At 52.1% G+C, this 26,174-nt stretch carries 47 protein-coding genes and 1 pseudogene; 41 read left to right on the top strand and 7 right to left on the bottom strand.

Annotated features, from left to right (window positions below):
- From tuf to bfr, 3 genes and pseudogenes are all read left to right on the top strand, one after another.
- A pseudogene (gene tuf, locus NKJ21_RS26800) lies at nt 1-128 on the top strand (elongation factor Tu); the annotation flags it as partial.
- 179 nt (nt 129-307) lie between these two features.
- Complete coding sequence (gene bfd / locus NKJ21_RS26795; RefSeq protein WP_004152415.1) at nt 308-502, top strand: bacterioferritin-associated ferredoxin; 195 nt, start codon at nt 308-310, stop codon at nt 500-502.
- A 73-nt stretch (nt 503-575) separates the two neighbouring features.
- The gene (bfr, locus tag NKJ21_RS26790; RefSeq protein WP_004206792.1) at nt 576-1,052 is read left to right on the top strand and encodes a bacterioferritin; all 477 of its coding nucleotides are present in this window, start codon (nt 576-578) and stop codon (nt 1,050-1,052) included.
- Here bfr and NKJ21_RS26785 read toward each other — a convergent pair.
- Nucleotides 1,036-1,521 (bottom strand): A24 family peptidase, encoded by a 486-nt coding sequence (locus NKJ21_RS26785; protein ID WP_008807047.1) that lies wholly within the window; start codon nt 1,519-1,521, stop codon nt 1,036-1,038. The genes bfr and NKJ21_RS26785 overlap by 17 nt on opposite strands.
- 10 nt (nt 1,522-1,531) lie before the next feature.
- On the opposite strand from NKJ21_RS26785, the gene NKJ21_RS26780 reads away from it, so the two are divergent.
- The 32 genes from NKJ21_RS26780 to NKJ21_RS26625 all read left to right on the top strand — a co-directional run bounded on the left by NKJ21_RS26780 (nt 1,532) and on the right by NKJ21_RS26625 (nt 16,801).
- A complete protein-coding gene (locus tag NKJ21_RS26780) occupies nt 1,532-1,693 on the top strand; it encodes a hypothetical protein (protein ID WP_170919927.1) in 162 nt (53 codons plus the stop codon).
- 209 nt (nt 1,694-1,902) lie between these two features.
- Nucleotides 1,903-2,214 carry a 30S ribosomal protein S10 gene (rpsJ, locus tag NKJ21_RS26775; protein WP_001181005.1) on the top strand — a complete coding sequence of 104 codons (312 nt, stop codon included), beginning with the start codon at nt 1,903-1,905 and terminating at the stop codon, nt 2,212-2,214.
- Between the two features lie 32 nt (nt 2,215-2,246).
- Nucleotides 2,247-2,876 carry a 50S ribosomal protein L3 gene (gene rplC / locus NKJ21_RS26770; protein ID WP_002919796.1) on the top strand — a complete coding sequence of 210 codons (630 nt, stop codon included), beginning with the start codon at nt 2,247-2,249 and terminating at the stop codon, nt 2,874-2,876.
- Nucleotides 2,877-2,886: 10 nt separating this feature from the next.
- Nucleotides 2,887-3,492 carry a 50S ribosomal protein L4 gene (gene rplD / locus NKJ21_RS26765; protein ID WP_002919794.1) on the top strand — a complete coding sequence of 202 codons (606 nt, stop codon included), beginning with the start codon at nt 2,887-2,889 and terminating at the stop codon, nt 3,490-3,492.
- Entirely contained in the window at nt 3,489-3,791 is a 303-nt protein-coding gene (gene rplW / locus NKJ21_RS26760; RefSeq protein ID WP_000617546.1) for a 50S ribosomal protein L23, read from the top strand. Before rplD ends, rplW begins: the two co-directional genes overlap by 4 nt.
- A gap of 17 nt (nt 3,792-3,808) precedes the next feature.
- Nucleotides 3,809-4,630 (top strand): 50S ribosomal protein L2, encoded by an 822-nt coding sequence (gene rplB, locus NKJ21_RS26755; protein WP_002919786.1) that lies wholly within the window; start codon nt 3,809-3,811, stop codon nt 4,628-4,630.
- A 16-nt stretch (nt 4,631-4,646) separates the two neighbouring features.
- On the top strand, nt 4,647-4,925 hold the full coding sequence (gene rpsS, locus NKJ21_RS26750; RefSeq protein WP_001138115.1) for a 30S ribosomal protein S19: 279 nt from the start codon (nt 4,647-4,649) through the stop codon (nt 4,923-4,925).
- 14 nt (nt 4,926-4,939) lie between these two features.
- Complete coding sequence (gene rplV, locus NKJ21_RS26745; RefSeq protein WP_002919773.1) at nt 4,940-5,272, top strand: 50S ribosomal protein L22; 333 nt, start codon at nt 4,940-4,942, stop codon at nt 5,270-5,272.
- Nucleotides 5,273-5,289: 17 nt separating this feature from the next.
- Nucleotides 5,290-5,988, top strand: coding sequence for a 30S ribosomal protein S3 (gene rpsC, locus NKJ21_RS26740; protein WP_002919766.1), 699 nt, complete (start codon nt 5,290-5,292; stop codon nt 5,986-5,988).
- A 12-nt stretch (nt 5,989-6,000) separates the two neighbouring features.
- Nucleotides 6,001-6,411 (top strand): 50S ribosomal protein L16, encoded by a 411-nt coding sequence (rplP, locus tag NKJ21_RS26735; protein ID WP_002919759.1) that lies wholly within the window; start codon nt 6,001-6,003, stop codon nt 6,409-6,411.
- Nucleotides 6,411-6,602: a 50S ribosomal protein L29 gene (gene rpmC, locus NKJ21_RS26730; RefSeq protein ID WP_002919754.1), complete on the top strand. Its 192-nt coding sequence runs from the start codon at nt 6,411-6,413 to the stop codon at nt 6,600-6,602. The genes rplP and rpmC overlap by 1 nt, the downstream gene beginning before the upstream one ends.
- Entirely contained in the window at nt 6,602-6,856 is a 255-nt protein-coding gene (rpsQ, locus tag NKJ21_RS26725) for a 30S ribosomal protein S17 (protein WP_004106347.1), read from the top strand. Before rpmC ends, rpsQ begins: the two co-directional genes overlap by 1 nt.
- 165 nt (nt 6,857-7,021) lie before the next feature.
- Nucleotides 7,022-7,393: a 50S ribosomal protein L14 gene (gene rplN, locus NKJ21_RS26720; RefSeq protein ID WP_002919748.1), complete on the top strand. Its 372-nt coding sequence runs from the start codon at nt 7,022-7,024 to the stop codon at nt 7,391-7,393.
- Between the two features lie 10 nt (nt 7,394-7,403).
- Nucleotides 7,404-7,718 (top strand): 50S ribosomal protein L24, encoded by a 315-nt coding sequence (rplX, locus tag NKJ21_RS26715; protein WP_003031122.1) that lies wholly within the window; start codon nt 7,404-7,406, stop codon nt 7,716-7,718.
- A gap of 14 nt (nt 7,719-7,732) precedes the next feature.
- Complete coding sequence (gene rplE, locus NKJ21_RS26710) at nt 7,733-8,272, top strand: 50S ribosomal protein L5 (RefSeq protein ID WP_003031123.1); 540 nt, start codon at nt 7,733-7,735, stop codon at nt 8,270-8,272.
- Between the two features lie 14 nt (nt 8,273-8,286).
- Nucleotides 8,287-8,592, top strand: coding sequence for a 30S ribosomal protein S14 (rpsN, locus tag NKJ21_RS26705; protein ID WP_002919667.1), 306 nt, complete (start codon nt 8,287-8,289; stop codon nt 8,590-8,592).
- Between the two features lie 33 nt (nt 8,593-8,625).
- On the top strand, nt 8,626-9,018 hold the full coding sequence (gene rpsH, locus NKJ21_RS26700; RefSeq protein ID WP_008807048.1) for a 30S ribosomal protein S8: 393 nt from the start codon (nt 8,626-8,628) through the stop codon (nt 9,016-9,018).
- A gap of 12 nt (nt 9,019-9,030) precedes the next feature.
- On the top strand, nt 9,031-9,564 hold the full coding sequence (gene rplF, locus NKJ21_RS26695) for a 50S ribosomal protein L6 (RefSeq protein WP_008807049.1): 534 nt from the start codon (nt 9,031-9,033) through the stop codon (nt 9,562-9,564).
- Nucleotides 9,565-9,573: 9 nt separating this feature from the next.
- Nucleotides 9,574-9,927 (top strand): 50S ribosomal protein L18, encoded by a 354-nt coding sequence (gene rplR, locus NKJ21_RS26690; RefSeq protein ID WP_006817270.1) that lies wholly within the window; start codon nt 9,574-9,576, stop codon nt 9,925-9,927.
- A 14-nt stretch (nt 9,928-9,941) separates the two neighbouring features.
- On the top strand, nt 9,942-10,445 hold the full coding sequence (rpsE, locus tag NKJ21_RS26685; RefSeq protein WP_000940121.1) for a 30S ribosomal protein S5: 504 nt from the start codon (nt 9,942-9,944) through the stop codon (nt 10,443-10,445).
- Nucleotides 10,446-10,448: 3 nt separating this feature from the next.
- The gene (gene rpmD, locus NKJ21_RS26680) at nt 10,449-10,628 is read left to right on the top strand and encodes a 50S ribosomal protein L30 (protein WP_001140434.1); all 180 of its coding nucleotides are present in this window, start codon (nt 10,449-10,451) and stop codon (nt 10,626-10,628) included.
- Nucleotides 10,629-10,631: 3 nt separating this feature from the next.
- On the top strand, nt 10,632-11,066 hold the full coding sequence (rplO, locus tag NKJ21_RS26675) for a 50S ribosomal protein L15 (protein WP_002919516.1): 435 nt from the start codon (nt 10,632-10,634) through the stop codon (nt 11,064-11,066).
- A 7-nt stretch (nt 11,067-11,073) separates the two neighbouring features.
- Entirely contained in the window at nt 11,074-12,405 is a 1,332-nt protein-coding gene (secY, locus tag NKJ21_RS26670; RefSeq protein WP_008807050.1) for a preprotein translocase subunit SecY, read from the top strand.
- A gap of 33 nt (nt 12,406-12,438) precedes the next feature.
- Complete coding sequence (gene rpmJ / locus NKJ21_RS26665; RefSeq protein WP_000868187.1) at nt 12,439-12,555, top strand: 50S ribosomal protein L36; 117 nt, start codon at nt 12,439-12,441, stop codon at nt 12,553-12,555.
- Between the two features lie 146 nt (nt 12,556-12,701).
- Complete coding sequence (rpsM, locus tag NKJ21_RS26660; protein ID WP_002919259.1) at nt 12,702-13,058, top strand: 30S ribosomal protein S13; 357 nt, start codon at nt 12,702-12,704, stop codon at nt 13,056-13,058.
- 16 nt (nt 13,059-13,074) lie between these two features.
- A complete protein-coding gene (rpsK, locus tag NKJ21_RS26655) occupies nt 13,075-13,464 on the top strand; it encodes a 30S ribosomal protein S11 (protein ID WP_004388621.1) in 390 nt (129 codons plus the stop codon).
- A gap of 33 nt (nt 13,465-13,497) precedes the next feature.
- A complete protein-coding gene (gene rpsD / locus NKJ21_RS26650; protein WP_002919224.1) occupies nt 13,498-14,118 on the top strand; it encodes a 30S ribosomal protein S4 in 621 nt (206 codons plus the stop codon).
- Nucleotides 14,119-14,143: 25 nt separating this feature from the next.
- The gene (locus NKJ21_RS26645) at nt 14,144-15,133 is read left to right on the top strand and encodes a DNA-directed RNA polymerase subunit alpha (RefSeq protein ID WP_002919219.1); all 990 of its coding nucleotides are present in this window, start codon (nt 14,144-14,146) and stop codon (nt 15,131-15,133) included.
- Between the two features lie 40 nt (nt 15,134-15,173).
- A complete protein-coding gene (gene rplQ / locus NKJ21_RS26640) occupies nt 15,174-15,560 on the top strand; it encodes a 50S ribosomal protein L17 (RefSeq protein WP_002919206.1) in 387 nt (128 codons plus the stop codon).
- 108 nt (nt 15,561-15,668) lie between these two features.
- The gene (locus NKJ21_RS26635; protein WP_032733872.1) at nt 15,669-16,037 is read left to right on the top strand and encodes a DUF1992 domain-containing protein; all 369 of its coding nucleotides are present in this window, start codon (nt 15,669-15,671) and stop codon (nt 16,035-16,037) included.
- Nucleotides 16,038-16,039: 2 nt separating this feature from the next.
- Nucleotides 16,040-16,465 (top strand): Zn(2+)-responsive transcriptional regulator, encoded by a 426-nt coding sequence (zntR, locus tag NKJ21_RS26630; protein WP_008807053.1) that lies wholly within the window; start codon nt 16,040-16,042, stop codon nt 16,463-16,465.
- Between the two features lie 57 nt (nt 16,466-16,522).
- The gene (locus NKJ21_RS26625; RefSeq protein ID WP_008807054.1) at nt 16,523-16,801 is read left to right on the top strand and encodes an alternative ribosome-rescue factor A; all 279 of its coding nucleotides are present in this window, start codon (nt 16,523-16,525) and stop codon (nt 16,799-16,801) included.
- On the opposite strand, the gene mscL is transcribed toward NKJ21_RS26625, so the two are convergent.
- The 5 genes from mscL to def form a co-directional block, all read right to left on the bottom strand.
- Nucleotides 16,737-17,150, bottom strand: a complete 414-nt coding sequence (gene mscL, locus NKJ21_RS26620; protein WP_004145325.1) for a large-conductance mechanosensitive channel protein MscL — start codon at nt 17,148-17,150, stop codon at nt 16,737-16,739. The two genes, NKJ21_RS26625 and mscL, sit on opposite strands and share 65 nt — an antisense overlap.
- A gap of 140 nt (nt 17,151-17,290) precedes the next feature.
- Nucleotides 17,291-18,667, bottom strand: coding sequence for a Trk system potassium transporter TrkA (gene trkA / locus NKJ21_RS26615; protein WP_008807055.1), 1,377 nt, complete (start codon nt 18,665-18,667; stop codon nt 17,291-17,293).
- Between the two features lie 13 nt (nt 18,668-18,680).
- Nucleotides 18,681-19,976, bottom strand: a complete 1,296-nt coding sequence (rsmB, locus tag NKJ21_RS26610; RefSeq protein WP_008807056.1) for a 16S rRNA (cytosine(967)-C(5))-methyltransferase RsmB — start codon at nt 19,974-19,976, stop codon at nt 18,681-18,683.
- 52 nt (nt 19,977-20,028) lie between these two features.
- Complete coding sequence (gene fmt, locus NKJ21_RS26605) at nt 20,029-20,976, bottom strand: methionyl-tRNA formyltransferase (RefSeq protein WP_008807057.1); 948 nt, start codon at nt 20,974-20,976, stop codon at nt 20,029-20,031.
- Between the two features lie 14 nt (nt 20,977-20,990).
- Nucleotides 20,991-21,500, bottom strand: coding sequence for a peptide deformylase (def, locus tag NKJ21_RS26600; protein ID WP_008807058.1), 510 nt, complete (start codon nt 21,498-21,500; stop codon nt 20,991-20,993).
- Between the two features lie 128 nt (nt 21,501-21,628).
- Here def and dprA point away from each other — a divergent pair, with 128 nt between their 5' ends.
- Genes dprA through NKJ21_RS26570 form a run of 6 tightly spaced genes read left to right on the top strand, consistent with a single transcriptional unit; the run spans nt 21,629 to nt 25,420 of the window.
- Nucleotides 21,629-22,753 (top strand): DNA-protecting protein DprA, encoded by a 1,125-nt coding sequence (dprA, locus tag NKJ21_RS26595; RefSeq protein WP_008807059.1) that lies wholly within the window; start codon nt 21,629-21,631, stop codon nt 22,751-22,753.
- On the top strand, nt 22,725-23,198 hold the full coding sequence (gene smg / locus NKJ21_RS26590; protein WP_008807060.1) for a DUF494 family protein Smg: 474 nt from the start codon (nt 22,725-22,727) through the stop codon (nt 23,196-23,198). The genes dprA and smg overlap by 29 nt, the downstream gene beginning before the upstream one ends.
- Nucleotides 23,199-23,224: 26 nt before the next feature.
- On the top strand, nt 23,225-23,767 hold the full coding sequence (locus NKJ21_RS26585) for a type I DNA topoisomerase (RefSeq protein WP_004145330.1): 543 nt from the start codon (nt 23,225-23,227) through the stop codon (nt 23,765-23,767).
- Nucleotides 23,768-23,771: 4 nt separating this feature from the next.
- Nucleotides 23,772-24,344 (top strand): L-threonylcarbamoyladenylate synthase type 1 TsaC, encoded by a 573-nt coding sequence (gene tsaC, locus NKJ21_RS26580; RefSeq protein ID WP_008807062.1) that lies wholly within the window; start codon nt 23,772-23,774, stop codon nt 24,342-24,344.
- A gap of 3 nt (nt 24,345-24,347) precedes the next feature.
- Complete coding sequence (aroE, locus tag NKJ21_RS26575) at nt 24,348-25,166, top strand: shikimate dehydrogenase (RefSeq protein ID WP_008807063.1); 819 nt, start codon at nt 24,348-24,350, stop codon at nt 25,164-25,166.
- Entirely contained in the window at nt 25,163-25,420 is a 258-nt protein-coding gene (locus NKJ21_RS26570; protein ID WP_012967156.1) for a DUF1488 domain-containing protein, read from the top strand. The genes aroE and NKJ21_RS26570 overlap by 4 nt, the downstream gene beginning before the upstream one ends.
- On the opposite strand, the gene NKJ21_RS26565 is transcribed toward NKJ21_RS26570, so the two are convergent.
- On the bottom strand, nt 25,396-25,950 hold the full coding sequence (locus tag NKJ21_RS26565; RefSeq protein WP_008807065.1) for a gamma carbonic anhydrase family protein: 555 nt from the start codon (nt 25,948-25,950) through the stop codon (nt 25,396-25,398). The two genes, NKJ21_RS26570 and NKJ21_RS26565, sit on opposite strands and share 25 nt — an antisense overlap.
- Nucleotides 25,951-26,174 lie beyond the last annotated feature (224 nt).

Genomic DNA, 26,174 nt, shown 5'->3' with positions numbered 1-26,174 from the left:
CGGGCGACAACATCAAAATGGTTGTTACCCTGATCCACCCGATCGCGATGGACGACGGTCTGCGTTTCGCAATCCGTGAAGGCGGCCGTACCGTTGGCGCGGGCGTTGTAGCTAAAGTTCTGGGCTAATTCGTTAGCTTCGAATAAAAAGGGCGCTTCGGCGCCCTTTTTGCTGCGCGCAGTTCCGCGAAATAACGTGTACAACACACCATTCATAACGTGCGCTGCGGCGGATAATGCGCAAATGGTCTATTGTAATCATAACTATTCTCATTTAATATTTGTGCATAAATTGAACGGGAGTTTATATGTACGTTTGTTTGTGCAATGGCGTTAGCGATAAAAAAATTCGCCAGGTTGTTCGCCAGTTTCAACCGCAATCTTTTCAGCAATTACGTAAGTTTGTTCCCGTTGGAAATCAATGCGGTAAGTGTGTTCGAGCTGCACGTGAAGTGATGGAAGATGAATTAACCACCATGCCGGAATTCAAAGAAATCGCCTGAAGTCCGCGCTTCTCTTTTGACATCCCTATAGGCCGGACTACGCTTCAATAAGTGGAAGCGGAGGGACTATATAATGAAAGGTGATGTCAAAATCATAAGTTATCTCAATAAATTATTGGGAAATGAGCTGGTCGCAATCAATCAGTACTTTCTCCATGCGAGAATGTTCAAAAACTGGGGTCTGATGCGCCTCAACGATATTGAGTACCACGAATCAATTGATGAAATGAAGCACGCCGATAAGTACATCGAGCGTATTCTTTTCCTCGAAGGCATTCCTAATCTGCAGGATCTCGGCAAACTTGGCATCGGTGAAGATGTGGAAGAGATGCTGCAGTCAGATTTACGCCTGGAGCTGGAAGGCGCGCAAAACCTGCGTGAAGCGATCGCCTATGCCGACAGCGTACATGACTATGTCAGCCGCGATATGATGATTGAGATCCTGGCGGATGAAGAAGGCCATATCGACTGGCTGGAAACCGAACTCGATCTCATTGGCAAAATTGGCCTGCAAAATTACCTGCAGTCGCAGATCAAAGTGTCAGATTAGCCAGCGTTTGCCACCCGCACCAGAAACCTGCTGCCGCCAGAAATGGCCCAAATGGCAGCGGGTTATTCTTTTCCCATTTTCTGTTGCCGCCGCACCTGGCGGACAGTCCCAATATCACCCACGTCATGCCAGCGAGCAATGACGCTACCAGCACCAGCTGCGGCAGCATTCGCCAGCCATGCCAGGCCCCAAGGGCGGCGAGATATTTTATATCGCCATAGCCTAATCCTTCATGCCCACGGACCCTGCGGTATAGCCAATAAAGGGCGGCAAACGAGAGATAGCCGGCTAGTGCTCCCCAGACAGCCTCGTTGAGCTGATGCGGCGCCAGACAGAGATAAAAAAGCAAGCCGCTCCATAGCAGGGGACAGGTGAAACGGTCTGGCAGCAAGCCGTAACGCAGGTCCTGCTGACATAATGCTAGCGTCAATCCGCTATAGCACAGTAAGAAGGGGAGGGCGGCGAGCATAGGTTACCCCGTGATGATCAATGAACATGGCCTCACTATGCTTATCGGCTCGGCGCAGGGCAAAATGCAATTTTCGAGAGTGGATGGCGCTTTGCGGATTTATTGGCAGCGTTACGGCGCTTGCACAGCGCACTATCGCGAAGACGCGCAAATCCCGGTGATGATTTTCTAAACAGCGCTTGCGTCGTGCCAGAATTTGCGTATAATGCGCGGGCCTGTCAAAGTTGACAGCCGGTTCGATATGAACCCTGATAGTGCTTTTTGCTATCAAACAATGTCCCCAATCGGGGGACTATGTAAGAACGGTTACACTCTCCCATCAATCGTAATGGGTATGAGGAGTAATCATTTCGTCTATAAAATAATTGGAGCTCTGGTCTCATGCAGAACCAAAGAATCCGTATCCGCCTTAAAGCGTTTGATCATCGTCTGATCGATCAATCAACCGCGGAAATCGTCGAGACTGCTAAGCGCACTGGTGCGCAAGTCCGTGGTCCGATCCCGCTGCCGACCCGCAAAGAGCGCTTTACCGTTCTGATCTCCCCGCACGTCAACAAAGACGCGCGTGATCAGTACGAGATTCGCACTCACAAGCGTCTGGTTGACATCGTTGAGCCAACTGAAAAAACCGTTGATGCTCTGATGCGTCTGGATCTGGCTGCCGGTGTAGACGTGCAGATCAGCCTGGGTTAATCAGGTCATCGAGCGATTGAGAGGTTGAAACAATGATTGGTTTAGTCGGTAAAAAAGTGGGCATGACCCGCATCTTCACTGAAGATGGCGTATCTATCCCAGTAACCGTAATCGAAGTTGAAGCAAACCGCGTTACTCAGGTTAAAGACCTGGCTAACGATGGCTACCGCGCAATCCAGGTTACCACCGGTGCTAAAAAAGCTAACCGTGTAACCAAGCCGGAAGCGGGTCACTTCGCTAAAGCTGGCGTTGAAGCTGGCCGTGGTCTGTGGGAATTCCGTCTTGCTGACGGCGAAGAATTCACCGTAGGTCAGAACATTAGCGTTGAACTGTTTGCTGACGTTAAAAAAGTTGACGTAACCGGTACCTCTAAAGGTAAAGGTTTTGCTGGTACCGTTAAGCGCTGGAACTTCCGTACCCAGGACGCTACTCACGGTAACTCCTTGTCTCACCGCGTTCCGGGTTCTATCGGTCAGAACCAGACTCCGGGCAAAGTGTTCAAAGGCAAGAAAATGGCAGGTCAGCTGGGTAATGAGCGTGTAACCGTTCAGAGCCTGGACGTAGTACGTGTTGACGCTGAGCGCAACCTGCTGCTGGTTAAAGGTGCTGTCCCGGGTGCTACCGGTAGCGACCTGATCGTTAAACCAGCTGTGAAGGCGTGAGGAGATAGCAATGGAATTAGTATTGAAAGACGCGCAGAGCGCGCTGACTGTTTCCGAAACTACCTTCGGTCGTGATTTCAACGAAGCGCTGGTTCACCAGGTTGTTGTTGCTTATGCAGCTGGTGCGCGTCAGGGCACTCGTGCTCAGAAGACTCGTGCTGAAATCACTGGCTCCGGTAAAAAACCGTGGCGCCAGAAAGGTACCGGCCGTGCGCGTTCTGGTTCTATCAAGAGCCCGATCTGGCGTTCCGGTGGCGTGACCTTCGCTGCTCGTCCGCAGGACCACAGTCAAAAAGTTAACAAGAAGATGTACCGCGGCGCGCTGAAAAGCATTCTGTCCGAACTGGTACGTCAGGATCGTCTGATCGTTGTCGAGAAGTTCTCTGTTGAAGCGCCGAAAACTAAGCTGCTGGCACAGAAACTGAAAGACATGGCTCTGGAAGATGTGCTGATCATCACCGGTGAGCTGGACGAGAACCTGTTCCTGGCCGCACGTAACCTGCACAAGGTTGACGTACGTGATGCGAACGGTATCGACCCGGTTAGCCTGATCGCCTTCGACAAAGTCGTAATGACTGCTGATGCTGTTAAGCAAGTTGAGGAGATGCTGGCATGATTCGTGAAGAACGTCTGCTGAAGGTGCTGCGCGCACCGCACGTTTCTGAAAAAGCGTCTACTGCGATGGAAAAAACAAACACCATCGTTCTCAAAGTTGCTAAAGACGCGACCAAAGCAGAAATCAAAGCTGCTGTGCAGAAACTGTTTGAAGTCGAAGTCGAAGTCGTTAACACCCTTGTAGTTAAAGGGAAAGTTAAACGTCACGGACAGCGTATCGGTCGTCGTAGCGACTGGAAAAAAGCTTACGTCACCCTGAAGGAAGGCCAGAATCTGGACTTCGTTGGCGGCGCTGAGTAAGTCGGAGGAGTAATACAATGGCAGTTGTTAAATGTAAACCGACATCTCCGGGTCGTCGCCACGTCGTTAAAGTGGTTAACCCAGAGCTGCACAAGGGCAAACCTTTTGCTCCGTTGCTGGAAAAAAACAGCAAATCCGGTGGTCGTAACAACAATGGCCGTATCACCACCCGTCATATCGGTGGTGGCCACAAGCAGGCTTACCGTATTGTTGACTTCAAACGCAACAAAGATGGTATCCCGGCAGTTGTTGAACGTCTTGAGTACGATCCGAACCGCTCCGCGAACATCGCGCTGGTTCTGTACAAAGACGGCGAGCGCCGTTACATCCTGGCCCCGAAAGGCCTGAAAGCTGGTGACCAGATTCAGTCTGGCGTTGATGCTGCAATCAAAGCAGGCAACACCCTGCCGATGCGCAATATCCCGGTTGGTTCTACCGTTCATAACGTAGAAATGAAACCAGGTAAAGGCGGTCAGCTGGCACGTTCCGCTGGTACTTACGTTCAGATCGTTGCTCGTGATGGTGCTTATGTCACCCTGCGTCTGCGTTCTGGTGAAATGCGTAAAGTCGAAGCAGACTGCCGCGCTACTCTGGGCGAAGTTGGCAATGCTGAGCATATGCTGCGCGTTCTGGGTAAAGCAGGTGCTGCACGCTGGCGTGGTGTTCGTCCTACCGTTCGCGGTACTGCGATGAACCCAGTAGACCACCCACATGGTGGTGGTGAAGGTCGTAACTTTGGTAAGCACCCGGTATCCCCGTGGGGCCTGCAGACCAAAGGTAAGAAGACCCGCAGCAACAAGCGTACTGATAAATTCATCGTACGTCGCCGTAGCAAATAATTTTAGAGGATAAGCCATGCCACGTTCTCTCAAGAAAGGTCCTTTTATTGACCTGCACTTGCTGAAGAAGGTAGAGAAAGCGGTGGAAAGCGGAGACAAGAAGCCCCTGCGCACTTGGTCCCGTCGTTCAACGATCTTTCCTAACATGATCGGTTTGACCATCGCTGTCCATAATGGTCGTCAGCACGTTCCAGTCTTTGTTTCCGACGAAATGGTTGGTCACAAACTGGGTGAATTCGCACCGACTCGTACTTATCGCGGCCACGCTGCTGATAAAAAAGCGAAGAAGAAATAAGGTAGGAGGAAGAGATGGAAACTTTAGCTCAACATCGCCATGCTCGTTCTTCTGCTCAGAAGGTTCGCCTCGTAGCTGACCTGATTCGCGGTAAGAAAGTGTCGCAGGCCCTGGATATTCTGACCTACACCAACAAAAAAGCTGCTGTACTGGTCAAGAAGGTACTGGAATCTGCCATTGCTAACGCTGAACACAACGATGGCGCTGACATTGATGATCTGAAAGTTGCGAAAATTTTCGTAGACGAAGGCCCGAGCATGAAGCGCATTATGCCGCGTGCTAAAGGTCGTGCAGATCGCATCCTGAAGCGCACCAGCCACATCACTGTGGTTGTGTCCGATCGCTGAGACTCTGGAGACTAGCAATGGGTCAGAAAGTACATCCTAATGGTATTCGCCTGGGTATTGTCAAACCATGGAACTCTACCTGGTTCGCGAACACCAAAGAATTCGCTGACAACCTGGACAGCGATTTTAAAGTACGTCAGTTCCTGACAAAAGAACTGGCTAAAGCGTCTGTATCTCGCATCGTTATCGAGCGTCCGGCTAAGAGCATCCGTGTGACCATTCACACTGCTCGCCCGGGTATCGTTATCGGTAAGAAAGGCGAAGACGTAGAAAAACTGCGCAAGGTCGTAGCGGATATCGCTGGCGTACCTGCACAGATCAATATTGCCGAAGTTCGTAAGCCTGAACTGGACGCTAAATTGGTTGCTGACAGCATCACTTCTCAGCTGGAACGTCGCGTTATGTTCCGTCGTGCGATGAAGCGTGCTGTACAGAACGCAATGCGTCTGGGCGCTAAAGGTATCAAAGTTGAAGTTAGCGGCCGTCTGGGCGGCGCGGAAATCGCACGTACCGAATGGTACCGTGAAGGTCGCGTACCGCTGCACACTCTGCGTGCTGACATCGACTACAACACCTCTGAAGCGCACACCACTTACGGTGTAATCGGCGTTAAGGTATGGATCTTCAAAGGTGAGATCCTGGGTGGTATGGCTGCTGTTGAACAACCGGAACCGGCTGCTCAACCTAAAAAGCAGCAGCGTAAAGGCCGTAAATAAGGAGCGTCGCTGATGTTACAACCAAAGCGTACAAAATTCCGTAAAGTGCACAAAGGCCGCAACCGTGGTCTGGCGCAGGGTACGGATGTTAGCTTCGGCACTTTCGGTCTGAAAGCTGTTGGCCGTGGTCGTCTGACTGCCCGTCAGATCGAAGCAGCACGTCGTGCTATGACCCGTGCAGTTAAGCGTCAAGGTAAGATCTGGATCCGTGTATTCCCGGACAAACCGATCACCGAGAAGCCGCTGGAAGTTCGTATGGGTAAAGGTAAAGGTAACGTGGAGTACTGGGTTGCCTTGATTCAGCCGGGTAAAGTCCTGTATGAAATGGACGGTGTACCGGAAGAGCTGGCCCGTGAAGCATTCGGCCTGGCAGCAGCGAAACTGCCGATCAAAACCACCTTTGTAACTAAGACGGTGATGTAATGAAAGCAAAAGAGCTGCGTGAAAAAAGCGTTGAAGAGCTGAACGCTGAGCTGCTGAACCTGCTGCGTGAGCAGTTCAACCTGCGTATGCAGGCTGCAAGTGGCCAGCTGCAACAGACTCATCTGCTGAAGCAAGTGCGTCGTGATGTTGCACGCGTTAAGACTTTACTGACTCAGAAGGCGGGTGCGTAATGACCGATAAAATCCGTACTCTGCAAGGTCGCGTAGTTAGCGACAAAATGGAGAAATCCATTGTTGTTGCTATCGAACGTATGGTGAAACACCCGGTATACGGCAAATTCATCAAACGTACGACCAAACTGCACGTACATGACGAGAACAACGAATGCGGTATCGGTGACGTGGTTGAAATCCGCGAATGCCGTCCGCTGTCCAAGACTAAGTCCTGGACGCTGGTTCGCGTTGTAGAGAAAGCGGTTCTGTAATAGAGTACGCATTCTCGATACGGATAAACGGCTCAGCGATGAGCCGTTTATTTTTTCTACCCATATCTGGTTTGTGGTGTTATAATGCCGCGCCCTCGATATGGGGCTTTTTAACGACCCTAATTTTCGGGTCTCAGTAGTAGTTGACATTAGCGGAGCACTAAAATGATCCAAGAACAGACTATGCTGAACGTCGCCGACAACTCCGGTGCACGTCGCGTAATGTGTATCAAGGTTCTGGGTGGCTCGCACCGTCGCTACGCAGGCGTAGGCGACATCATCAAGATCACCATCAAGGAAGCAATTCCGCGTGGTAAGGTCAAAAAAGGTGATGTGCTGAAGGCGGTAGTGGTGCGCACCAAGAAGGGTGTTCGTCGCCCGGACGGTTCTGTCATTCGCTTCGATGGTAATGCATGCGTTATTCTGAACAATAACAGCGAGCAGCCTATCGGTACGCGTATTTTTGGGCCGGTAACTCGTGAACTTCGTACCGAGAAGTTCATGAAAATTATCTCTCTGGCACCAGAAGTACTCTAAGGAGCGAATCATGGCAGCTAAAATCCGTCGTGATGACGAAGTTATCGTGTTAACCGGTAAAGATAAAGGTAAACGCGGTAAAGTAAAAAATGTCCTGTCTTCCGGCAAGGTCATTGTTGAAGGTATCAACCTGGTTAAGAAACATCAGAAGCCGGTTCCGGCCCTGAACCAACCAGGCGGCATTGTAGAGAAAGAAGCAGCTATTCAGATCTCTAACCTTGCTATCTTCAACGCGGCAACCGGCAAGGCTGACCGTGTAGGCTTTAGATTCGAAGACGGCAAAAAAGTCCGTTTCTTCAAATCTAATAGCGAAACTATCAAGTAATTTGGAGTAGTACGATGGCGAAACTGCATGATTACTACAAAGACGAAGTAGTCGCTAAACTCATGACTGAGTTTAACTACAATTCTGTCATGCAAGTCCCTCGGGTCGAGAAGATCACCCTGAACATGGGTGTTGGTGAAGCGATCGCTGACAAGAAACTGCTGGATAACGCAGCAGCTGACCTGACAGCAATCTCCGGTCAAAAACCGCTGATCACCAAAGCACGCAAATCAGTTGCAGGCTTCAAAATCCGTCAGGGCTATCCGATCGGCTGTAAAGTAACTCTGCGCGGCGAGCGCATGTGGGAGTTCTTTGAGCGCCTGATCACTATTGCTGTACCGCGTATCCGTGACTTCCGTGGCTTGTCCGCTAAGTCTTTCGACGGCCGTGGTAACTACAGCATGGGTGTCCGTGAGCAGATCATCTTCCCAGAAATCGACTACGATAAAGTCGACCGCGTTCGTGGTTTGGATATTACCATTACCACTACTGCGAAATCTGATGAAGAAGGCCGCGCTCTGCTGGCTGCCTTTGACTTCCCGTTCCGCAAGTAAGGTAGGGTTACTTAATGGCTAAGCAATCAATGAAAGCACGCGAAGTAAAGCGCGTGGCTTTAGCTGATAAATTCTTCGCTAAACGCGCTGAACTGAAAGCTATCATCTCTGATGTGAACGCAACCGACGAAGATCGTTGGAACGCTGTTCTCAAGCTGCAGACTCTGCCGCGTGATTCCAGCCCGTCTCGTCAGCGTAATCGCTGCCGTCAAACAGGTCGTCCGCATGGTTTCCTGCGGAAGTTCGGGTTGAGCCGTATTAAGGTCCGTGAAGCCGCTATGCGCGGTGAAATCCCGGGTCTGAAAAAGGCTAGCTGGTAATTGTCACCAATTGAATCACGGGAGTAAAGACAGATGAGCATGCAAGATCCGATCGCGGATATGCTGACCCGTATCCGTAACGGTCAGGCCGCGAATAAAGCTGCGGTCACCATGCCTTCCTCCAAGCTGAAAGTGGCAATTGCCAACGTGCTGAAGGAAGAAGGCTTTATTGAAGATTTTAAAGTTGAAGGCGACATCAAGCCGGAACTGGAACTGACTCTTAAGTATTTCCAGGGTAAAGCTGTTGTAGAAAGCATTCAGCGTGTCAGCCGCCCAGGTCTGCGCATCTACAAACGTAAAGATGAGCTGCCGAAAGTTATGGCGGGTCTGGGTATCGCAGTTGTTTCTACCTCTAAAGGTGTTATGACTGATCGTGCAGCGCGCCAGGCTGGTCTTGGTGGCGAAATTATCTGCTACGTAGCCTAATCGGAGGAAAAAATGTCTCGTGTTGCTAAAGCACCGGTCGTTGTTCCTGCCGGCGTTGATGTTAAAGTCAACGGTCAGGTTATTACGATCAAAGGTAAAAATGGCGAGCTGACTCGTACTCTCAACGATGCTGTTGAAGTTAAACATGCAGATAATGCTCTGACCTTCGGTCCGCGTGATGGTTACGTAGACGGATGGGCTCAGGCTGGTACCGCGCGTGCCCTGCTGAACTCAATGGTTATCGGTGTTACCGAAGGCTTCACTAAAAAGCTTCAGCTGGTTGGTGTAGGCTATCGTGCAGCGGTTAAAGGGGATGTAGTAAACCTGGCTTTAGGTTTCTCTCATCCTGTTGAACATAAGCTGCCGGCCGGTATCACTGCAGAATGTCCGACTCAAACTGAAATCGTGCTGAAAGGCGCTGATAAGCAGGTGATCGGCCAGGTTGCAGCAGATCTGCGCGCCTACCGTCGTCCTGAGCCTTATAAAGGCAAGGGTGTTCGTTACGCCGACGAAGTCGTGCGTACCAAAGAGGCTAAGAAGAAGTAAGGTAACACTATGGATAAGAAATCTGCTCGTATCCGTCGTGCGACCCGCGCACGCCGCAAGCTCCAGGAGCTGGGTGCAACTCGCCTGGTGGTACATCGTACCCCGCGTCATATTTACGCACAGGTAATTGCTCCGAATGGTTCTGAAGTTCTGGTAGCTGCTTCTACTGTAGAAAAAGCTATCTCTGAACAACTGAAGTACACCGGTAACAAAGACGCGGCTGCAGCTGTGGGTAAAGCTGTTGCTGAACGCGCTCTGGAAAAAGGCATCAAAGATGTTTCCTTTGACCGTTCCGGGTTCCAATATCATGGTCGTGTCCAGGCACTGGCAGATGCTGCCCGTGAAGCTGGCCTTCAGTTCTAAGGTAGAGGTGTAAGATGGCTCACATCGAAAAACAAGCTGGCGAACTGCAGGAAAAGCTGATCGCGGTAAACCGCGTATCTAAAACCGTTAAAGGTGGTCGTATTTTCTCCTTCACAGCTCTGACTGTAGTTGGTGATGGTAACGGTCGCGTTGGTTTTGGTTACGGTAAAGCGCGTGAAGTTCCAGCAGCGATCCAGAAAGCGATGGAAAAAGCCCGTCGCAACATGATTAACGTCGCGCTGAACAACGGCACCCTGCAACACCCGGTTAAAGGTGTTCACACGGGTTCTCGTGTATTCATGCAGCCAGCTTCCGAAGGTACCGGTATCATCGCCGGTGGTGCAATGCGCGCCGTTCTGGAAGTTGCTGGGGTTCATAACGTTCTGGCTAAAGCATACGGTTCCACCAACCCGATCAACGTGGTTCGTGCAACTATTGATGGCCTGGAAAATATGAATTCTCCAGAAATGGTCGCTGCCAAGCGTGGTAAATCCGTTGAAGAAATTCTGGGGAAATAAACCATGGCAAAGACTATTAAAATTACTCAAACCCGCAGTGCAATCGGTCGTCTGCCGAAACACAAGGCAACACTGCTTGGCCTGGGTCTGCGTCGTATTGGTCACACCGTAGAGCGCGAGGATACTCCTGCTGTTCGTGGTATGGTCAACGCGGTTTCCTTCATGGTTAAAGTTGAGGAGTAAGAGATGCGTTTAAATACTCTGTCTCCGGCCGAAGGCTCCAAAAAGGCGGGTAAACGCCTGGGTCGTGGTATCGGTTCTGGCCTCGGTAAAACCGGTGGTCGTGGTCACAAAGGTCAGAAGTCTCGTTCTGGCGGTGGCGTACGTCGCGGTTTCGAGGGTGGTCAGATGCCTCTGTACCGTCGTCTGCCGAAGTTCGGCTTCACTTCTCGTAAAGCGATGATCACCGCAGAGATCCGTCTCTCCGATCTGGCTCACGTAGAAGGCGATGTAGTAGACCTGAACGCGCTGAAAGCGGCAAACATTATCGGTGTCCAGATCGAGTTCGCGAAAGTGATCCTGTCTGGTGAGGTAACTCGTCCGGTAACTGTTCGTGGCCTGCGTGTGACTAAAGGTGCTCGTGCTGCTATCGAAGCTGCTGGCGGTAAAATTGAGGAATAAGTAGCAGATGGCTAAACAACCGGGATTAGATTTTCAAAGTGCCAAAGGTGGCCTTGGCGAACTGAAACGCAGACTTCTGTTTGTGGTCGGTGCGCTGATAGTGTTCCGTATTGGCTCTTTTATTCCGATCCCTGGTATTGATGCCGCTGTACTTGCCAAACTGCTTGAGCAACAGCGAGGCACCATCATTGAAATGTTCAACATGTTCTCTGGTGGTGCTCTCAGCCGTGCTTCTATCTTTGCACTGGGGATTATGCCGTATATCTCGGCATCTATCATCGTGCAGCTGCTGACGGTGGTTTACCAACCGCTGGCAGAGCTGAAGAAAGAAGGGGAGTCTGGTCGTCGTAAGATCAGCCAGTACACCCGCTACGGTACTCTGGTGCTGGCGATATTCCAGTCGATCGGTATTGCTACCGGTCTGCCGAATATGCCTGGTATGCAGGGCCTGGTGATTAATCCAGGCTTTGCGTTCTATTTCACCGCTGTTGTAAGTCTGGTCACAGGGACTATGTTCCTGATGTGGCTCGGCGAACAGATCACTGAACGCGGTATCGGTAACGGTATCTCGATCCTGATCTTCGCCGGGATCGTTGCGGGACTCCCGCCGGCCATCGCCCATACTATCGAGCAAGCGCGTCAAGGCGACCTGCACTTCCTCCTGTTGCTGTTGGTTGCAGTATTAGTATTTGCAGTGACCTTCTTTGTTGTATTCGTTGAACGTGGTCAACGCCGCATTGTGGTAAACTACGCGAAACGGCAGCAGGGTCGTCGTGTCTATGCTGCACAGAGCACACATTTACCGCTGAAAGTGAATATGGCGGGGGTAATCCCGGCAATCTTCGCTTCCAGTATTATACTGTTCCCGGCAACCATCACGTCATGGTTCGGGGGTGGTACTGGTTGGAACTGGCTGACAACAATTTCGCTGTATTTGCAGCCTGGGCAACCGCTTTATGTGTTACTCTATGCGTCTGCAATCATCTTCTTCTGTTTCTTCTACACGGCGTTGGTTTTCAACCCGCGTGAAACAGCAGATAACCTGAAGAAGTCCGGTGCATTTGTACCAGGAATTCGTCCGGGAGAGCAAACGGCGAAGTATATCGATAAAGTGATGACTCGCCTGACTCTGGTTGGTGCGTTGTATATTACTTTTATCTGCCTGATCCCGGAGTTCATGCGTGACGCGATGAAAGTGCCGTTCTACTTCGGTGGGACATCGCTGCTTATCGTTGTTGTCGTGATTATGGACTTTATGGCTCAAGTGCAAACTCTGATGATGTCCAGTCAGTATGAGTCTGCATTGAAGAAGGCGAACCTGAAAGGCTACGGCCGTTAAAACTGGTCGCCCGAGAAGTTACGGAGAGTAAAAATGAAAGTTCGTGCTTCCGTCAAGAAATTATGCCGTAACTGCAAAATCGTTAAGCGTGATGGCGTCATCCGTGTGATTTGCAGTGCCGAGCCGAAGCATAAACAGCGCCAAGGCTGATTTATTCGCATATTTTTCTTGCAAAGTTGGATTGAGCTGGCTAGATTAGCCAGCCAATCTTTTGTATGTCTGTACGTTTCCATTTGAGTATCCTGAAAACGGGCTTTTCAGCATGGTACGTACATATTAAATAGTAGGAGTGCATAGTGGCCCGTATAGCAGGCATTAACATTCCTGATCACAAACATACCGTAATCGCTTTAACCGCTATTTTCGGTATCGGCAAAACCCGTTCTAAAGCTATCTGCGCTGAAACGGGCATCGCTGAAAATGTTAAGATCAGTGAGCTGTCTGAAGAACAAATTGATATTCTGCGTGAAGCAGTAGGTAAATTTGTCGTTGAAGGTGATCTGCGCCGTGAAATCACCCTGAGCATCAAGCGTCTGATGGACCTTGGTTGCTACCGTGGTTTACGCCATCGTCGTGGTCTTCCGGTTCGCGGTCAGCGTACCAAGACCAACGCACGTACCCGTAAGGGTCCGCGTAAACCGATCAAGAAATAATCGGGGTGATTGAATAATGGCAAAGGCACCAGTTCGTGCACGTAAGCGTGTAAGAAAACAAGTCTCTGATGGCGTGGCTCATATCCATGCTTCTTTTAACAACACCATCGTTACTATCACTGATCGTCAGGGTAACGCACTGGGTTGGGCAACAGCCGGTGGTTCCGGTTTCCGTGGTTCTCGCAAATCCACTCCGTTTGCAGCTCAGGTTGCAGCAGAGCGTTGCGCAGAAGCCGTAAAAGAATACGGCATCAAGAATCTGGAAGTTATGGTCAAAGGTCCGGGTCCGGGTCGCGAATCTACCATTCGTGCACTGAACGCCGCTGGTTTCCGCATCACTAATATTACTGATGTGACTCCGATCCCTCATAACGGTTGTCGTCCGCCGAAAAAACGTCGCGTATAACGCTACGTTTTCCAGGTTAGTTGGAGAAAGAAAATGGCAAGATATTTGGGTCCTAAGCTCAAGCTGAGCCGTCGTGAGGGCACCGACTTATTCCTTAAGTCTGGCGTTCGCGCGATCGATACCAAGTGTAAAATTGAACAAGCTCCTGGCCAGCACGGTGCGCGTAAACCGCGTCTGTCTGACTATGGTGTGCAGTTGCGTGAAAAGCAAAAAGTTCGCCGTATGTACGGTGTGCTGGAGCGTCAGTTCCGTAACTACTATAAAGAAGCAGCACGTCTGAAAGGCAACACCGGTGAAAACCTGTTGGCTCTGCTGGAAGGTCGTCTGGACAACGTTGTATACCGTATGGGCTTCGGCGCCACTCGTGCTGAAGCACGCCAGCTGGTTAGCCACAAAGCGATTATGGTAAACGGTCGTGTTGTTAACATCGCTTCTTATCAGGTTAAAGCGAATGACGTTGTCAGCATTCGTGAGAAAGCGAAAAAGCAATCTCGCGTGAAAGCCGCTCTGGAGCTGGCTGAGCAGCGTGAAAAGCCAACCTGGCTGGAAGTTGATGCTGGCAAGATGGAAGGTACGTTCAAGCGTCAGCCGGAGCGTTCTGATCTGTCTGCGGACATTAACGAACACCTGATCGTCGAGCTTTACTCCAAGTAAAGCTTAGTACCAAAGAGAGGACACAATGCAGGGTTCTGTGACAGAGTTTCTAAAACCGCGCCTGGTCGATATCGAGCAAGTGAGTTCGACGCACGCCAAGGTGACCCTTGAGCCTTTAGAGCGTGGCTTCGGCCATACTCTGGGTAACGCACTGCGCCGTATTCTGCTCTCATCGATGCCGGGTTGCGCGGTGACCGAGGTTGAGATTGATGGTGTACTGCACGAGTACAGCACCAAAGAAGGCGTTCAGGAAGACATCCTTGAAATCCTGCTCAACCTGAAAGGGCTGGCGGTGAGAGTTCAGGGTAAAGATGAAGTCATCCTTACTTTGAATAAATCTGGCATTGGCCCTGTGACTGCAGCCGACATTACCCACGACGGTGATGTCGAAATCGTCAAGCCGCAGCACGTGATTTGCCACCTGACTGATGAGAACGCTGCTATTAGCATGCGTATCAAAGTTCAGCGCGGTCGCGGTTATGTGCCGGCTTCTGCCCGAATTCATTCGGAAGAAGATGAGCGCCCAATCGGCCGTCTGCTGGTCGACGCCTGCTACAGCCCTGTAGAGCGTATTGCCTACAATGTTGAAGCTGCGCGTGTAGAACAGCGTACCGACCTGGACAAGCTGGTCATCGAAATGGAAACCAACGGCACAATCGATCCTGAAGAGGCGATTCGTCGTGCGGCAACCATTCTGGCTGAACAACTGGAAGCTTTTGTTGACTTACGTGATGTACGTCAGCCAGAAGTGAAAGAAGAGAAACCAGAGTTCGATCCGATCCTGCTGCGCCCTGTTGACGATCTGGAATTGACTGTCCGCTCTGCTAACTGCCTCAAGGCAGAAGCTATCCACTATATCGGTGATCTGGTACAGCGTACCGAGGTTGAGTTGCTGAAAACGCCGAACCTGGGTAAAAAATCTCTTACTGAGATTAAAGACGTGCTGGCTTCCCGTGGACTGTCTCTGGGCATGCGCCTGGAAAACTGGCCACCAGCAAGCATTGCTGACGAGTAACCGGATCACAGGTTAAGGTTTTACTGAGAAGGATAAGGTCATGCGCCATCGTAAGAGTGGTCGTCAACTGAACCGCAACAGCAGCCATCGCCAGGCTATGTTCCGTAACATGGCAGGTTCGCTGGTTCGTCATGAAATCATCAAGACGACCCTGCCGAAAGCGAAAGAACTGCGTCGCGTAGTTGAGCCGCTGATTACTCTTGCCAAGACTGATAGCGTTGCTAATCGTCGTCTGGCATTCGCCCGCACTCGTGATAACGAGATCGTGGCAAAACTGTTTAACGAGCTGGGCCCGCGTTTCGCGAGCCGCGCCGGTGGTTACACTCGCATTCTGAAGTGTGGCTTCCGTGCAGGCGACAACGCGCCGATGGCATACATCGAGCTGGTTGATCGTGCTGAGCCGAAAGCAGAAGCTGCTGCAGAGTAATCTGTAGTAACGTAAAAAAACCCGCCCCGGCGGGTTTTTTTATATCTACCGCATCCCCACTTCACTACACTATCTGTACTCTTTTTGTTCATCCCCCGGAGCCGTAGAATGTGGTTACTGGATCAGTGGGCGGAACGCCATATCCTCGATGCCCAAACTAAAGGTGAGTTCGATAACTTACCCGGCAGCGGCGAACCGCTGACTCTCGATGACGACTCGCATGTGCCGGCGGAGCTGCGGGCAGGTTATCGCCTTCTGAAGAATGCTGGATGCCTTCCCCCGGAGCTGGAGCAGCGAAGAGAAGCGGTGGCACTGGCTGATTTACTGAAGGGCGTCCGCCAGGACGATCCTCGTCATGCTGAACTGAGCAAACGGCTTGCCTTGCTCGAACTGAAGCTTCGTCAGGCTGGTCTGAGTACCGGCTTTTTACGCGGTGAGTATGCCGAGGCTTTGCTACAAAGAATGAACCAGGAGTAAATATGTATCGTATTGGTGAGCTGGCTAAGCTGGCTGACGTCACGCCAGATACCATCCGTTATTATGAGAAACAGCAAATGATGGATCATGACGTGCGCACCGAGGGAGGATTTCGTCTTTACTCGGATAACGATCTTCAGCGGCTACGCTTTATTCGCTATGCCCGTCAGCTGGGCTTCACTCTGGAAGCGATCCGCGAATTATTGTCGATCCGTATCGATCCGGAGCACCATACCTGCCAGGAATCGAAAGGGATCGTTCAGGCGCGATTAAGCGAAGTCGAGGCGCGGATCAAAGAGTTGCAGACGATGCGTCGCTCTCTGCAGCGGCTTAATGATGCCTGCTGTGGGACTGCGCACAGTAGTGTTTATTGTTCGATCCTTGAGGCCCTTGAACAAGGCGCCAGCAATGGCGGTACGGGACGTTGATTTTTTCATCGCGCGGATCTACACTCGCGCGGAATTCACACATGCACTGGAGTTTATATGAGTCGCTATCAGCATACTAAAGGGCAAATTAAAGATAACGCCATTGAGGCACTTCTCCACGATCCGTTATTCAGGCAGCGTGTAGAGAAAAACAAGAAAGGGAAAGGAAGCTATCAACGTAAAGATAAACATGCAGGAAGGATTGACCGGGAGGCCAGTGGCAAGCAAGCGAATCGCTTTTTTACCACTGGCCTTCTGCTTTCGGTGCTGATTAAGAACGGTTGTTTTGCTCTTTCAGCAGATCGCGAATTTCGCTCAGCAGGACTTCTTCTTTAGAAGGAGCTGGCGGCGCCGCCGGAGCCTCTTCTTTCTTACGATTTAACTTATTCATCAGTTTAATCGCCATGAAGATGGCAAACGCGACGATGATGAAATCGAAAACGTTCTGAATGAATACTCCATAATGCATCACGACAGCCGGGACATCGCCCTGGGCATCACGTAGCGTGACGGCAAACTGTTTAAAATCGATCCCGCCAATCAACAGGCCGAGTGGTGGCATAATAATATCTGCGACCAGCGATGAAACAATTTTACCGAATGCTGCACCGATGATCACACCCACTGCCAAATCGACAACGTTCCCGCGCATCGCGAATTCGCGAAACTCTTTTAAAAAACTCATTTTATTCTCCTTGTGCCAGCTGACGTTGTAAGTTTAACAAATGTATTTTCATTTGCCATTCCCAGTAGATAGTTACCGCAAAATATTAACCTTTGAATAATAAGGGATAATAAAAAGGCGCCTGTTCGGCGCCCTGGGAATTACAGGAAGAAAGGACTTGGCTGGAACAGCCTTTCTACATCGGAAATAAACTTCTTATCGGTCAAAAACATGATCACATGATCGCCCTGCTCGATCCGCAGATTATTATTCGCGATCATTACGTCGTTGCCCCGCACAACGGCGCCGATGATCGTACCTGGCGGCAGCTTGATCTCATCGATCGAACGCCCGACCACCCGGGAGGTGCTCTCATCACCGTGCGCCACGGCCTCAATCGCTTCGGCAACACCGCGGCGAAGGGAGGAGACGCCGACAATATCGGCTTTACGAACATGGCTGAGGAGTGCGGAAATTGTGGCCTGTTGAGGTGATATCGCGATATCAATGACACTGCCCTGGACCAGATCCACGTAGGCTCTGCGCTGGATCAGCACCATCACTTTTTTCGCGCCCATTCGCTTCGCCAGCATCGCCGACATAATGTTTGCTTCATCGTCGTTAGTGACGGCAATAAACAGGTCCACCTGGTCAATATGCTCTTCAGCCAGCAGCTCCTGGTCCGATGCATCACCGTAGAAGACGATTGTATGCTGCAGCTTTTCCGCAAGCTCAGCGGCTCGCTGCTGATTACGTTCGATAAGCTTGACGCTGTAATCTTTTTCCAGCTTATGGGCCAGACCCGCGCCAATATTGCCCCCGCCGACCAGCATAATACGCTTATACGGCTTTTCCAGTCGCTGCAGTTCGCTCATGACCGCGCGAATATGCTGCGAGGCGGCAATAAAGAATACTTCATCGCCGGCTTCCACAATCGTCGAACCCTGTGGGCGAATAGGACGATCGTGGCGGAAAATAGCGGCCACACGCGTATCGATATGCGGCATATGCTCCCGCATGGTGGACAACGCATTCCCTACCAGCGGACCACCGTAATAGGCTTTTACTACGGCGAGGCTGACTTTCCCTTCGGCGAAGTTCACGACCTGCAGCGCGCCGGGATATTCGATCAGCCGGTGAATATTGTCGATGACCAGCTGTTCCGGAGCGATTAAGTGATCGATAGGCACCGCTTCAGAATTGAAGAGCTTATCCGCATCACGAACGTAATCTGGCGCACGAATACGCGCAATACGGTTTGGGGTATTGAATAATGAGTAGGCGACCTGACAGGCCACCATATTGGTTTCATCCGAACTGGTGACCGCTACCAGCATATCGGCATCATCGGCCCCCGCCTCGCGCAGTACGCGAGGGTGAGAGCCATGTCCCTGGACGACACGCAGGTCGAACTTATCCTGCAGGCTGCGCAGACGGTCGCCATTGGTATCAACCAGCGTAATATCATTGTTCTCGCCGACAAGGTTTTCCGCCAGCGTGCCGCCGACCTGGCCGGCGCCCAGAATAATAATCTTCATCTGCAGTGACCCATTAATTCCGACGTTTGATTAGCTTAGCGTAAAAGAAGCCATCACCTTCTTCCGGGCCCGGCAGATTTTGCTGCCCGGGGCTCGCCGGCGTACCGGTTGCATGAAGTTCAGCATCCGGGGTTCGTGCGAGGAAGGCGGAAATTTGCTGACTATTCTCTTCCGGCAGAATAGAACAGGTAGCGTAAACCAGCGTACCGCCTGGTTTCAGGTGCTCCCAGGTGGCATTCAGGATCTCGGCCTGCAGCTGGGCTAACTCGGCGATATCCCGATCCCGGCGCAGCCATTTGATATCCGGATGGCGGCGAATGACGCCGGTGGCGGAGCAGGGGGCATCCAGCAGAATACGATCGAACTGTTCGTTGCCACACCACTGCTCAGGGAAGCGACCATCGCCCTGTTTGACTTCGGCTTTCATGCCCAGCCGTTTCAGGTTGTCATAGACGCGTGACAGACGCTGTTCATCAATATCCACCGCCATGACCTGAGCCTGCGGGGCAACCTCCAGAATATGCGTCGTCTTGCCGCCCGGTGCGGCGCAAAGATCGAGAATGCGTTCGCCATTTTCCGGCAGCAGGTAGCGCATACAGCCCTGGGCCGAGGCATCCTGGACGGTGACCCAGCCTTCGGCAAAACCTGGCAACGCATGGACTGGGGCAGGGGTGGCCAGACGCACGGCGTCGGGATAGTCAGGATGGGTGAAGCCCTCTAAGCCGGCCTCTTTAAGCAGAGCAAGCCATTCATCCCGGGAATGATGGTTGCGGTTAACGCGCAGCCACATCGGCGGGCGCTGGTTGTTCGCATCGACGATCTCCTGCCACTGCTGCGGCCAGGCCTGCTGCAGGCGTTTCAGCAGCCATTTGGGATGAAGATAGCGGTTTTCATGCTCAGCAAATTCGACTAATAACGCTTCCTGCTGGCGCTGGAACTGGCGTAGCACGCCGTTGATCAGCCCTTTAAGCTGCGGGCGTTTAATGGCCACCGCGCCTTCTACCGTTTCCGCCAGTGCGGCATGCGGAGGAATACGGGTATAGAGCAACTGATAAAGCCCAACCATGATCAGAAAATGCACGGTGCGCTGTTTGCCGGTCATCGGACGCGCCATCAGCTTGTTGATAAGCCACTCAAGCTGACTGAGCGTACGCAATACGCCAAAGCACAGCTCCTGCAACAGCGCTTTGTCTTTATCGCTGACTTTCTGCTGCAGAGGGGGCAGAACGTTGCTCAAAGACTGACCTTGTTCTACCACTTGCTCGATAGCCTGGGCGGCCAGACTGCGTAAGTTTATTTTGTTTTTCATAAGCGCAAAAATAAAAATGCCCGGCTAACCCGGGCTTTTAAAGAGACAACCGTCAGGCGAGACGGGTACCAGGGATGAACCACTCCCGGCGGGAATTGAGTAAGTCCTGCGAGCTCATCGCTTTTTTACCCGCTGGCTGTAGTGATTCCAGACTGAGGATCCCATCACCCGTGGCGACCTGAATACCCTGTTTGGTTGCTGCCACTATTGTTCCCGGCTCGGCGTGCGTGGCTTCGGCAATAACCGATGCCCGCCAGACTTTGACTGGCTGCCCGTCAATCTCCAGCCAGCTCATTGGCCAAGGATTAAACGCCCGGATGCAACGTTCCAGCTGTGCAGCGGAAAGCGACCAGTCGATGCGGGCCTCTTCTTTACTCAGCTTCTCGGCATAACTGACGAGTGACTCGTCCTGGACTTCAGGCTGTGCCGTTCCGTTTGCCAGTTGCGCTAAGGTTGTCAGCAGTCCCTGTGGGCCGAGGCCGGCCAGCTTATCGTACAGGCTGCCGCTGGTATCCTCAGCGGTAATGGGGCAGGAAAGCTTATACAGCATGTCACCCGTATCAAGGCCGACGTCCATCTGCATGATGGTCACGCCGGTTTCGCTATCGCCCGCCCACAGCGAACGCTGGATCGGCGCGGCGCCACGCCAGCGCGGCAGCAGGGAGCCATGAACGTTGATGCAGCCCAGACGCGGCATCTCAAGCACCGCTTTTGGCAGGATCAGACCATACGCCACCACCACCATGATATCGGCGCCTAAATCGGCGACGAGCTGTTGGTTCTCCTGCGGACGAAGAGACGATGGCTGGAATACGGGGACGTCATGGGCTTCAGCCAGCACTTTTACCGGGCTCGGCATCAATTTTTTGCCGCGTCCCGCGGGACGGTCTGGCTGAGTAAACACGCCAACGATCTGATGTTCAGACGACAACAACGCGTCAAGATGACGCGCTGCAAAATCGGGGGTGCCGGCGAAAATGATACGTAGTGAATGTGACACGGTATTCCTTGTTATCAGGCACGGGAACGTAAACGATCCAGTTTCTCAACCTTCTGACGAATGCGCTGTTGTTTGAGCGGTGACAGATAGTCAATAAACAGTTTGCCAACCAGGTGATCCATTTCATGCTGGATACAGATCGCCAGCAGGCCATCGGCCTCCAGCTCAAACGGCTTACCGTCGCGATCCAGCGCACGGATCTTCACTTTTTCCGCACGGGGTACCAGAGCACGCTGTTCCGGAATGGACAAGCAGCCTTCTTCAATACCGGTTTCGCCGTCTTTTTCCAGTAGCTCCGGGTTGATTAACACCAGCCGCTCTTCACGATTTTCCGACACATCGATCACGATGATGCGCTGATGGATATCGACCTGGGTTGCGGCCAGACCGATGCCTTCCTCGGCGTACATGGTGTCGAACATATCATCGACGATACGCTGAATTTCCGCATTCACTTCTTTGACCGGCTCGGCGACTTTGCGAAGGCGCTCGTCCGGAATATGTAACACTTGCAAAACTGCCATAAAGTTCCAGAGTCGTATTCAGGAGTTGATAAGATTATTAGCTCTATTCTAGACAAAACCCCCTGCAATTGACAGTCTCACTGTCCAATCGCAAAGATTGTCAATGCCGCTTATGGCAGGGGGTAAGGATGACGCCCGACGAGATTTGGCTGCGGCTGATGAAGGTCAATAATTTGTATGGCGACAGGATGCTGGATATTGCGCAGCGGTTATGCGCAGCCGCTTTCGTGGATAGTGAAGCGCTACATGCCGTTGGGATGACCACGGCGCAGGTGAAGCCATTTTTACGGTTTGACGAGCGGGAGCTTGACGAGACGCAGCGCTGGCTGGAACACCCGGATCATCATCTGTTACGGGCTGACGATCCGCGCTATCCGTTGCGGCTAAGGGCTATCGCTGATTACCCCGGCGCGTTGCTGGTCAGTGGCGACCCCGCCCTGCTTCACAGCGCGCAGCTTGCCGTTATTGGCAGCCGTTTGCACTCCTGGTATGGCGCCCGCTGGGGAAAACTGTTCAGCGAAACGCTGGCGCGTAGAGGGATCACCATCACCAGTGGGCTGGCGTTAGGCATTGATGGCGTTGCGCACCGCGGCGCGCTGGCCGCGGAGGGGAAAACCATCGCGGTGCTGGGCAACGGGCTGGAACAGGTTTATCCGCGGCGCCATGCAAACCTCGCCCAACAGATCATCGACAATGGCGGTACGCTGGTCTCTGAATTTCCACTCATTACGCCGCCGCTTCCCGCTCATTTTCCCCGACGTAACCGTATTATCAGCGGCTTAAGTTTGGGCGTGCTGGTGATTGAGGCGGCGTTGCGAAGCGGATCGCTGGTCACCGTCCGTTGCGCCCTGGAGCAGGGAAGAGATGTGTTCGCCCTGCCTGGCCCGATTGGTAATCCGGGATCTGAAGGTCCGCACTGGTTAATCAAGCAAGGCGCGGTACCGGTGACCTCGCCAGAGGATATCGTGGAGTACTGGCAAAACGAGCTGGCCTGGCTTACTGATACGTCTGATTCGATAAATAATTGCGCCGATCAGCCGTCTGTAGCATTGCCATTTCCGGAGCTCCTGGCTAACGTAGGAGATGAGGTAACACCTGTTGACGTTGTCGCTGAACGTGCCGGCCAATCTGTGCCAGTAACCGTAGCTCAGCTACTTGAACTGGAGTTAGCAGGCTGGATCGCAGCTGTACCCGGCGGCTATGTCCGATTAAGGAGGGCAAGCCATGTTCGACGTACTCATGTATTTGTTTGAAACTTACATCCATAACGAAGCAGAAATGCGCGTGGATCAGGACAAACTGACGCGGGATCTTACCGATGCAGGCTTTGAGCGGGAAGATATCTATAACGCGTTAATGTGGCTCGAGAAACTGGCTGATTATCAGGAAGGTCTCGTTGAACCCATGCAGCTCGCTTCCGACCCGCTGTCGCTTCGGGTGTATACCGAAGAGGAGTGCCAGCGTCTGGATGCCAGTTGCCGGGGATTTTTACTCTTCCTCGAGCAGATTCAGGTGTTGAACCTCGAAACGCGAGAAATGGTGATAGAGCGCGTCCTGGCGCTGGATACAGCTGAATTTGAACTGGAAGACCTGAAATGGGTCATCCTGATGGTACTGTTCAACATTCCGGGCTGTGAAAACGCCTATCAGCAAATGGAAGAATTACTCTTCGAAGTAAATGAAGGTATGCTGCATTAATCTTTTTGCAGCAACATCGAGTTGTTATGACCAAATCAGCACTGTTTTCGGTGCGTAAAAATGAGCCCTGCCCGCAGTGCGGGGCTGAACTGGTGATCCGTTCCGGGAAACATGGCCCGTTTCTCGGTTGTTCGCATTATCCGGACTGTGACTATATCCGTCCCCTGAAAAGTCAGGCGGACGGTCATATCGTTAAGGTGCTGGAGGGACAGGAGTGCCCATCTTGCGGCGCTGTCATGGTGTTACGCCAGGGGCGCTTTGGTATGTTTATCGGCTGCAGTCGCTATCCCGAATGCGAGCATACCGAGCTGATTGATAAACCCGATGAGACCGCTATCGCCTGTCCGCAATGTGGACAAGGGCATCTGGTCCAGCGTCGCTCTCGTTTCGGTAAAACCTTTCATTCCTGCGATCGCTACCCTGATTGCCAGTTCGTTATCAATTTTAAACCGGTAGCGGGCGAATGCCCTGAATGCCATTACCCGCTGTTAATTGAAAAGAAGACGGCGCAGGGGCTCAGACGCTTCTGTGCCAGTAAACAATGTGGAAAGCCGATCCCGGCGGAATAAATCAGTGAACAATAACCTGCCCTCAGAAACCGTCGCCCATGCCGTGGCGGTACTGAAAAATGAACATGTCATCGCCTACCCCACAGAAGCCGTTTTTGGCGTTGGCTGCGATCCAGACAGCGAAACGGCCGTCATGCGTCTGCTGGAGCTGAAGCAGCGTCCTGTTGACAAGGGATTGATCCTTATCGCCGCCAGCTTTGAGCAGTTGAAGCCTTATGTTGATGATTCACGGTTAAGTGACTCGCAGCGGGACGCTATCTTTTCCTGCTGGCCGGGACCGGTGACGTTTGTATTCCCGGCGCGTCCTGAAACGCCGCGCTGGCTGACGGGGCGTTTTGATTCGCTGGCCGTACGCGTGACCAACCATCCGCTGGTGATTGAATTGTGCGAAGCTTACGGAAAACCGCTGGTCTCGACGAGCGCCAATCTCACCGGGCAACCACCGTGTCGTACCACCGCAGAGGTTCATGCTCAGTTTGGTGACAGCTTCCCGGTTGTGGATGGCGCCACAGGTGGACGGCAAAATCCATCTGAAATCCGTGATGCCCTGACGGGTAAACTGTTCCGCCAGGGGTGAACCATGGAAACCTATGCCGTTTTTGGTAATCCGATCGCGCACAGCAAATCGCCTTCTATTCATCAGCTGTTTGCCCGCCAGTTAGGGATTACTCATCCTTATGGACGTGTGCTGGCGCCGCTGGACGATTTTGTCTCTTCTCTGAATCAGTTCTTTGCAGAAGGAGGAAAGGGGGCCAACGTCACCGTTCCTTTTAAAGAGGAAGCTTTTGCGCGTGCGGACGAGCTGACAGAACGCGCTGCGCTGGCGGGAGCAGTAAATACCCTGAAACGCCTGGAAGATGGCCGTTTACTGGGGGACAACACCGACGGTATTGGCCTCCTGAGCGATCTGGAACGCCTGGGGTTCATTAAGCCGCGCCAGCGGATCCTGCTGGTAGGTGCTGGTGGCGCATCACGCGGGGTTCTTTTGCCGCTTCTGTCGCTGGGATGTGCCGTCACGATCGTGAATCGAACCTATTCTCGTGCCCATGAGTTAGCCACTCTCTTCGCCCATACCGGTAGCGTCAGCGCAAGAGAGATGGATACCTTATCCGGGGAAACATTCGATCTGATCATCAATGCGACGTCCAGTGGAATAGACGGTGATGTACCGGCTATCCCGGCATCTGTTGTCCACGCTGACGTGTATTGCTATGACATGTTTTACCAGAAAGGGCCAACACCGTTTCTTCACTGGTGCCAGCAGTATGGCGCAGTCCACTGTGCTGATGGGCTGGGAATGCTGGTGGCGCAAGCCGCCCATGCTGTTCTGCTATGGCACGGCGTCCTGCCGGCTATCGCTCCGGTCATCGAAACGCTGCAGCAGGAACTGAATGCATGAATCAGGCGATTCAGTTTCCTGACCGGGAATCATGGGATGCCGAACGGCAGGGTGTGGTTTTTCCTGTGCTGGTCAATGGGATGCAATTAACCTGCGCAATTTCAGGGCAGAGCCTGCAGCAGCGTTTTAGCGCAGAGGGGCCAGCGCAGTGGCTGGCCGCCTTCCAGGAACATCGTTGGGATCTAGAGGAAGAGGTGGAAGCATTGATCCGCGATGGTCAGGAAGATGCTCAGGGCTGGATCTGGTTATCCTGATCCAGGTATTCATTTTTCCATTTCACATAGTTATTTGCTGAATACTTCAGTCCTTCCCGTTCCGTCTCCGTCAGGGGGCGGATCTGTTTGACCGGATTGCCAAAGTAAAGGTAGCCGCTTTCCAGTTGTTTGTTCTGCGGTACCAAACTGCCTGCACCAATCATGACGTCATCGCCAACGACGACACCATCTAATAAGATCGAACCCATACCAACCAGCACGCGGTTGCCGATAGTGCAGCCGTGCAGCATCACTTTATGACCAACAGTTACATCCTCACCAATGATCAGCGGATTTCCCTCCGGCTTATAAGAGGACTTATGAGTCACATGGAGAACGCTACCGTCCTGAATATTGCTGCGTTGACCTATCGATACATAGTTGACGTCGCCGCGAATAGCCACCAGAGGCCAGACGCTGACATCATCGGCAATTCTGACATCACCGATAACAACGCTGGATGCGTCAATCATGACGCGAAGACCGATTTGTGGGAAAAATGCTTTATAGGGGCGCAGCTGAGCAGACATATAGACCTCAAAATACGGGAATGTAAGAAGACTTTGGTGGCTTTTATCTCCCTGTGCAACCCCTGAAAACGGTGAAAATTGAGCAAATCGTGCAATTACGCGACGAAAAGGGTGAAAAATCACCATTCAGAAAAAAAGATCGAAAAAAGGCTTGTGCAAAAAAATGGGATCCCTATAATGCGCTCCCACTGACACGGCAGATGTGAATCACTTCACACAAACAG

The sequence above is a fragment of the Klebsiella sp. SWET4 genome (genome assembly GCF_024296565.1).
Lineage (GTDB): Bacteria > Pseudomonadota > Gammaproteobacteria > Enterobacterales > Enterobacteriaceae > Klebsiella > Klebsiella variicola.
This window is presented reverse-complemented; position numbering and strand designations above follow the sequence as displayed.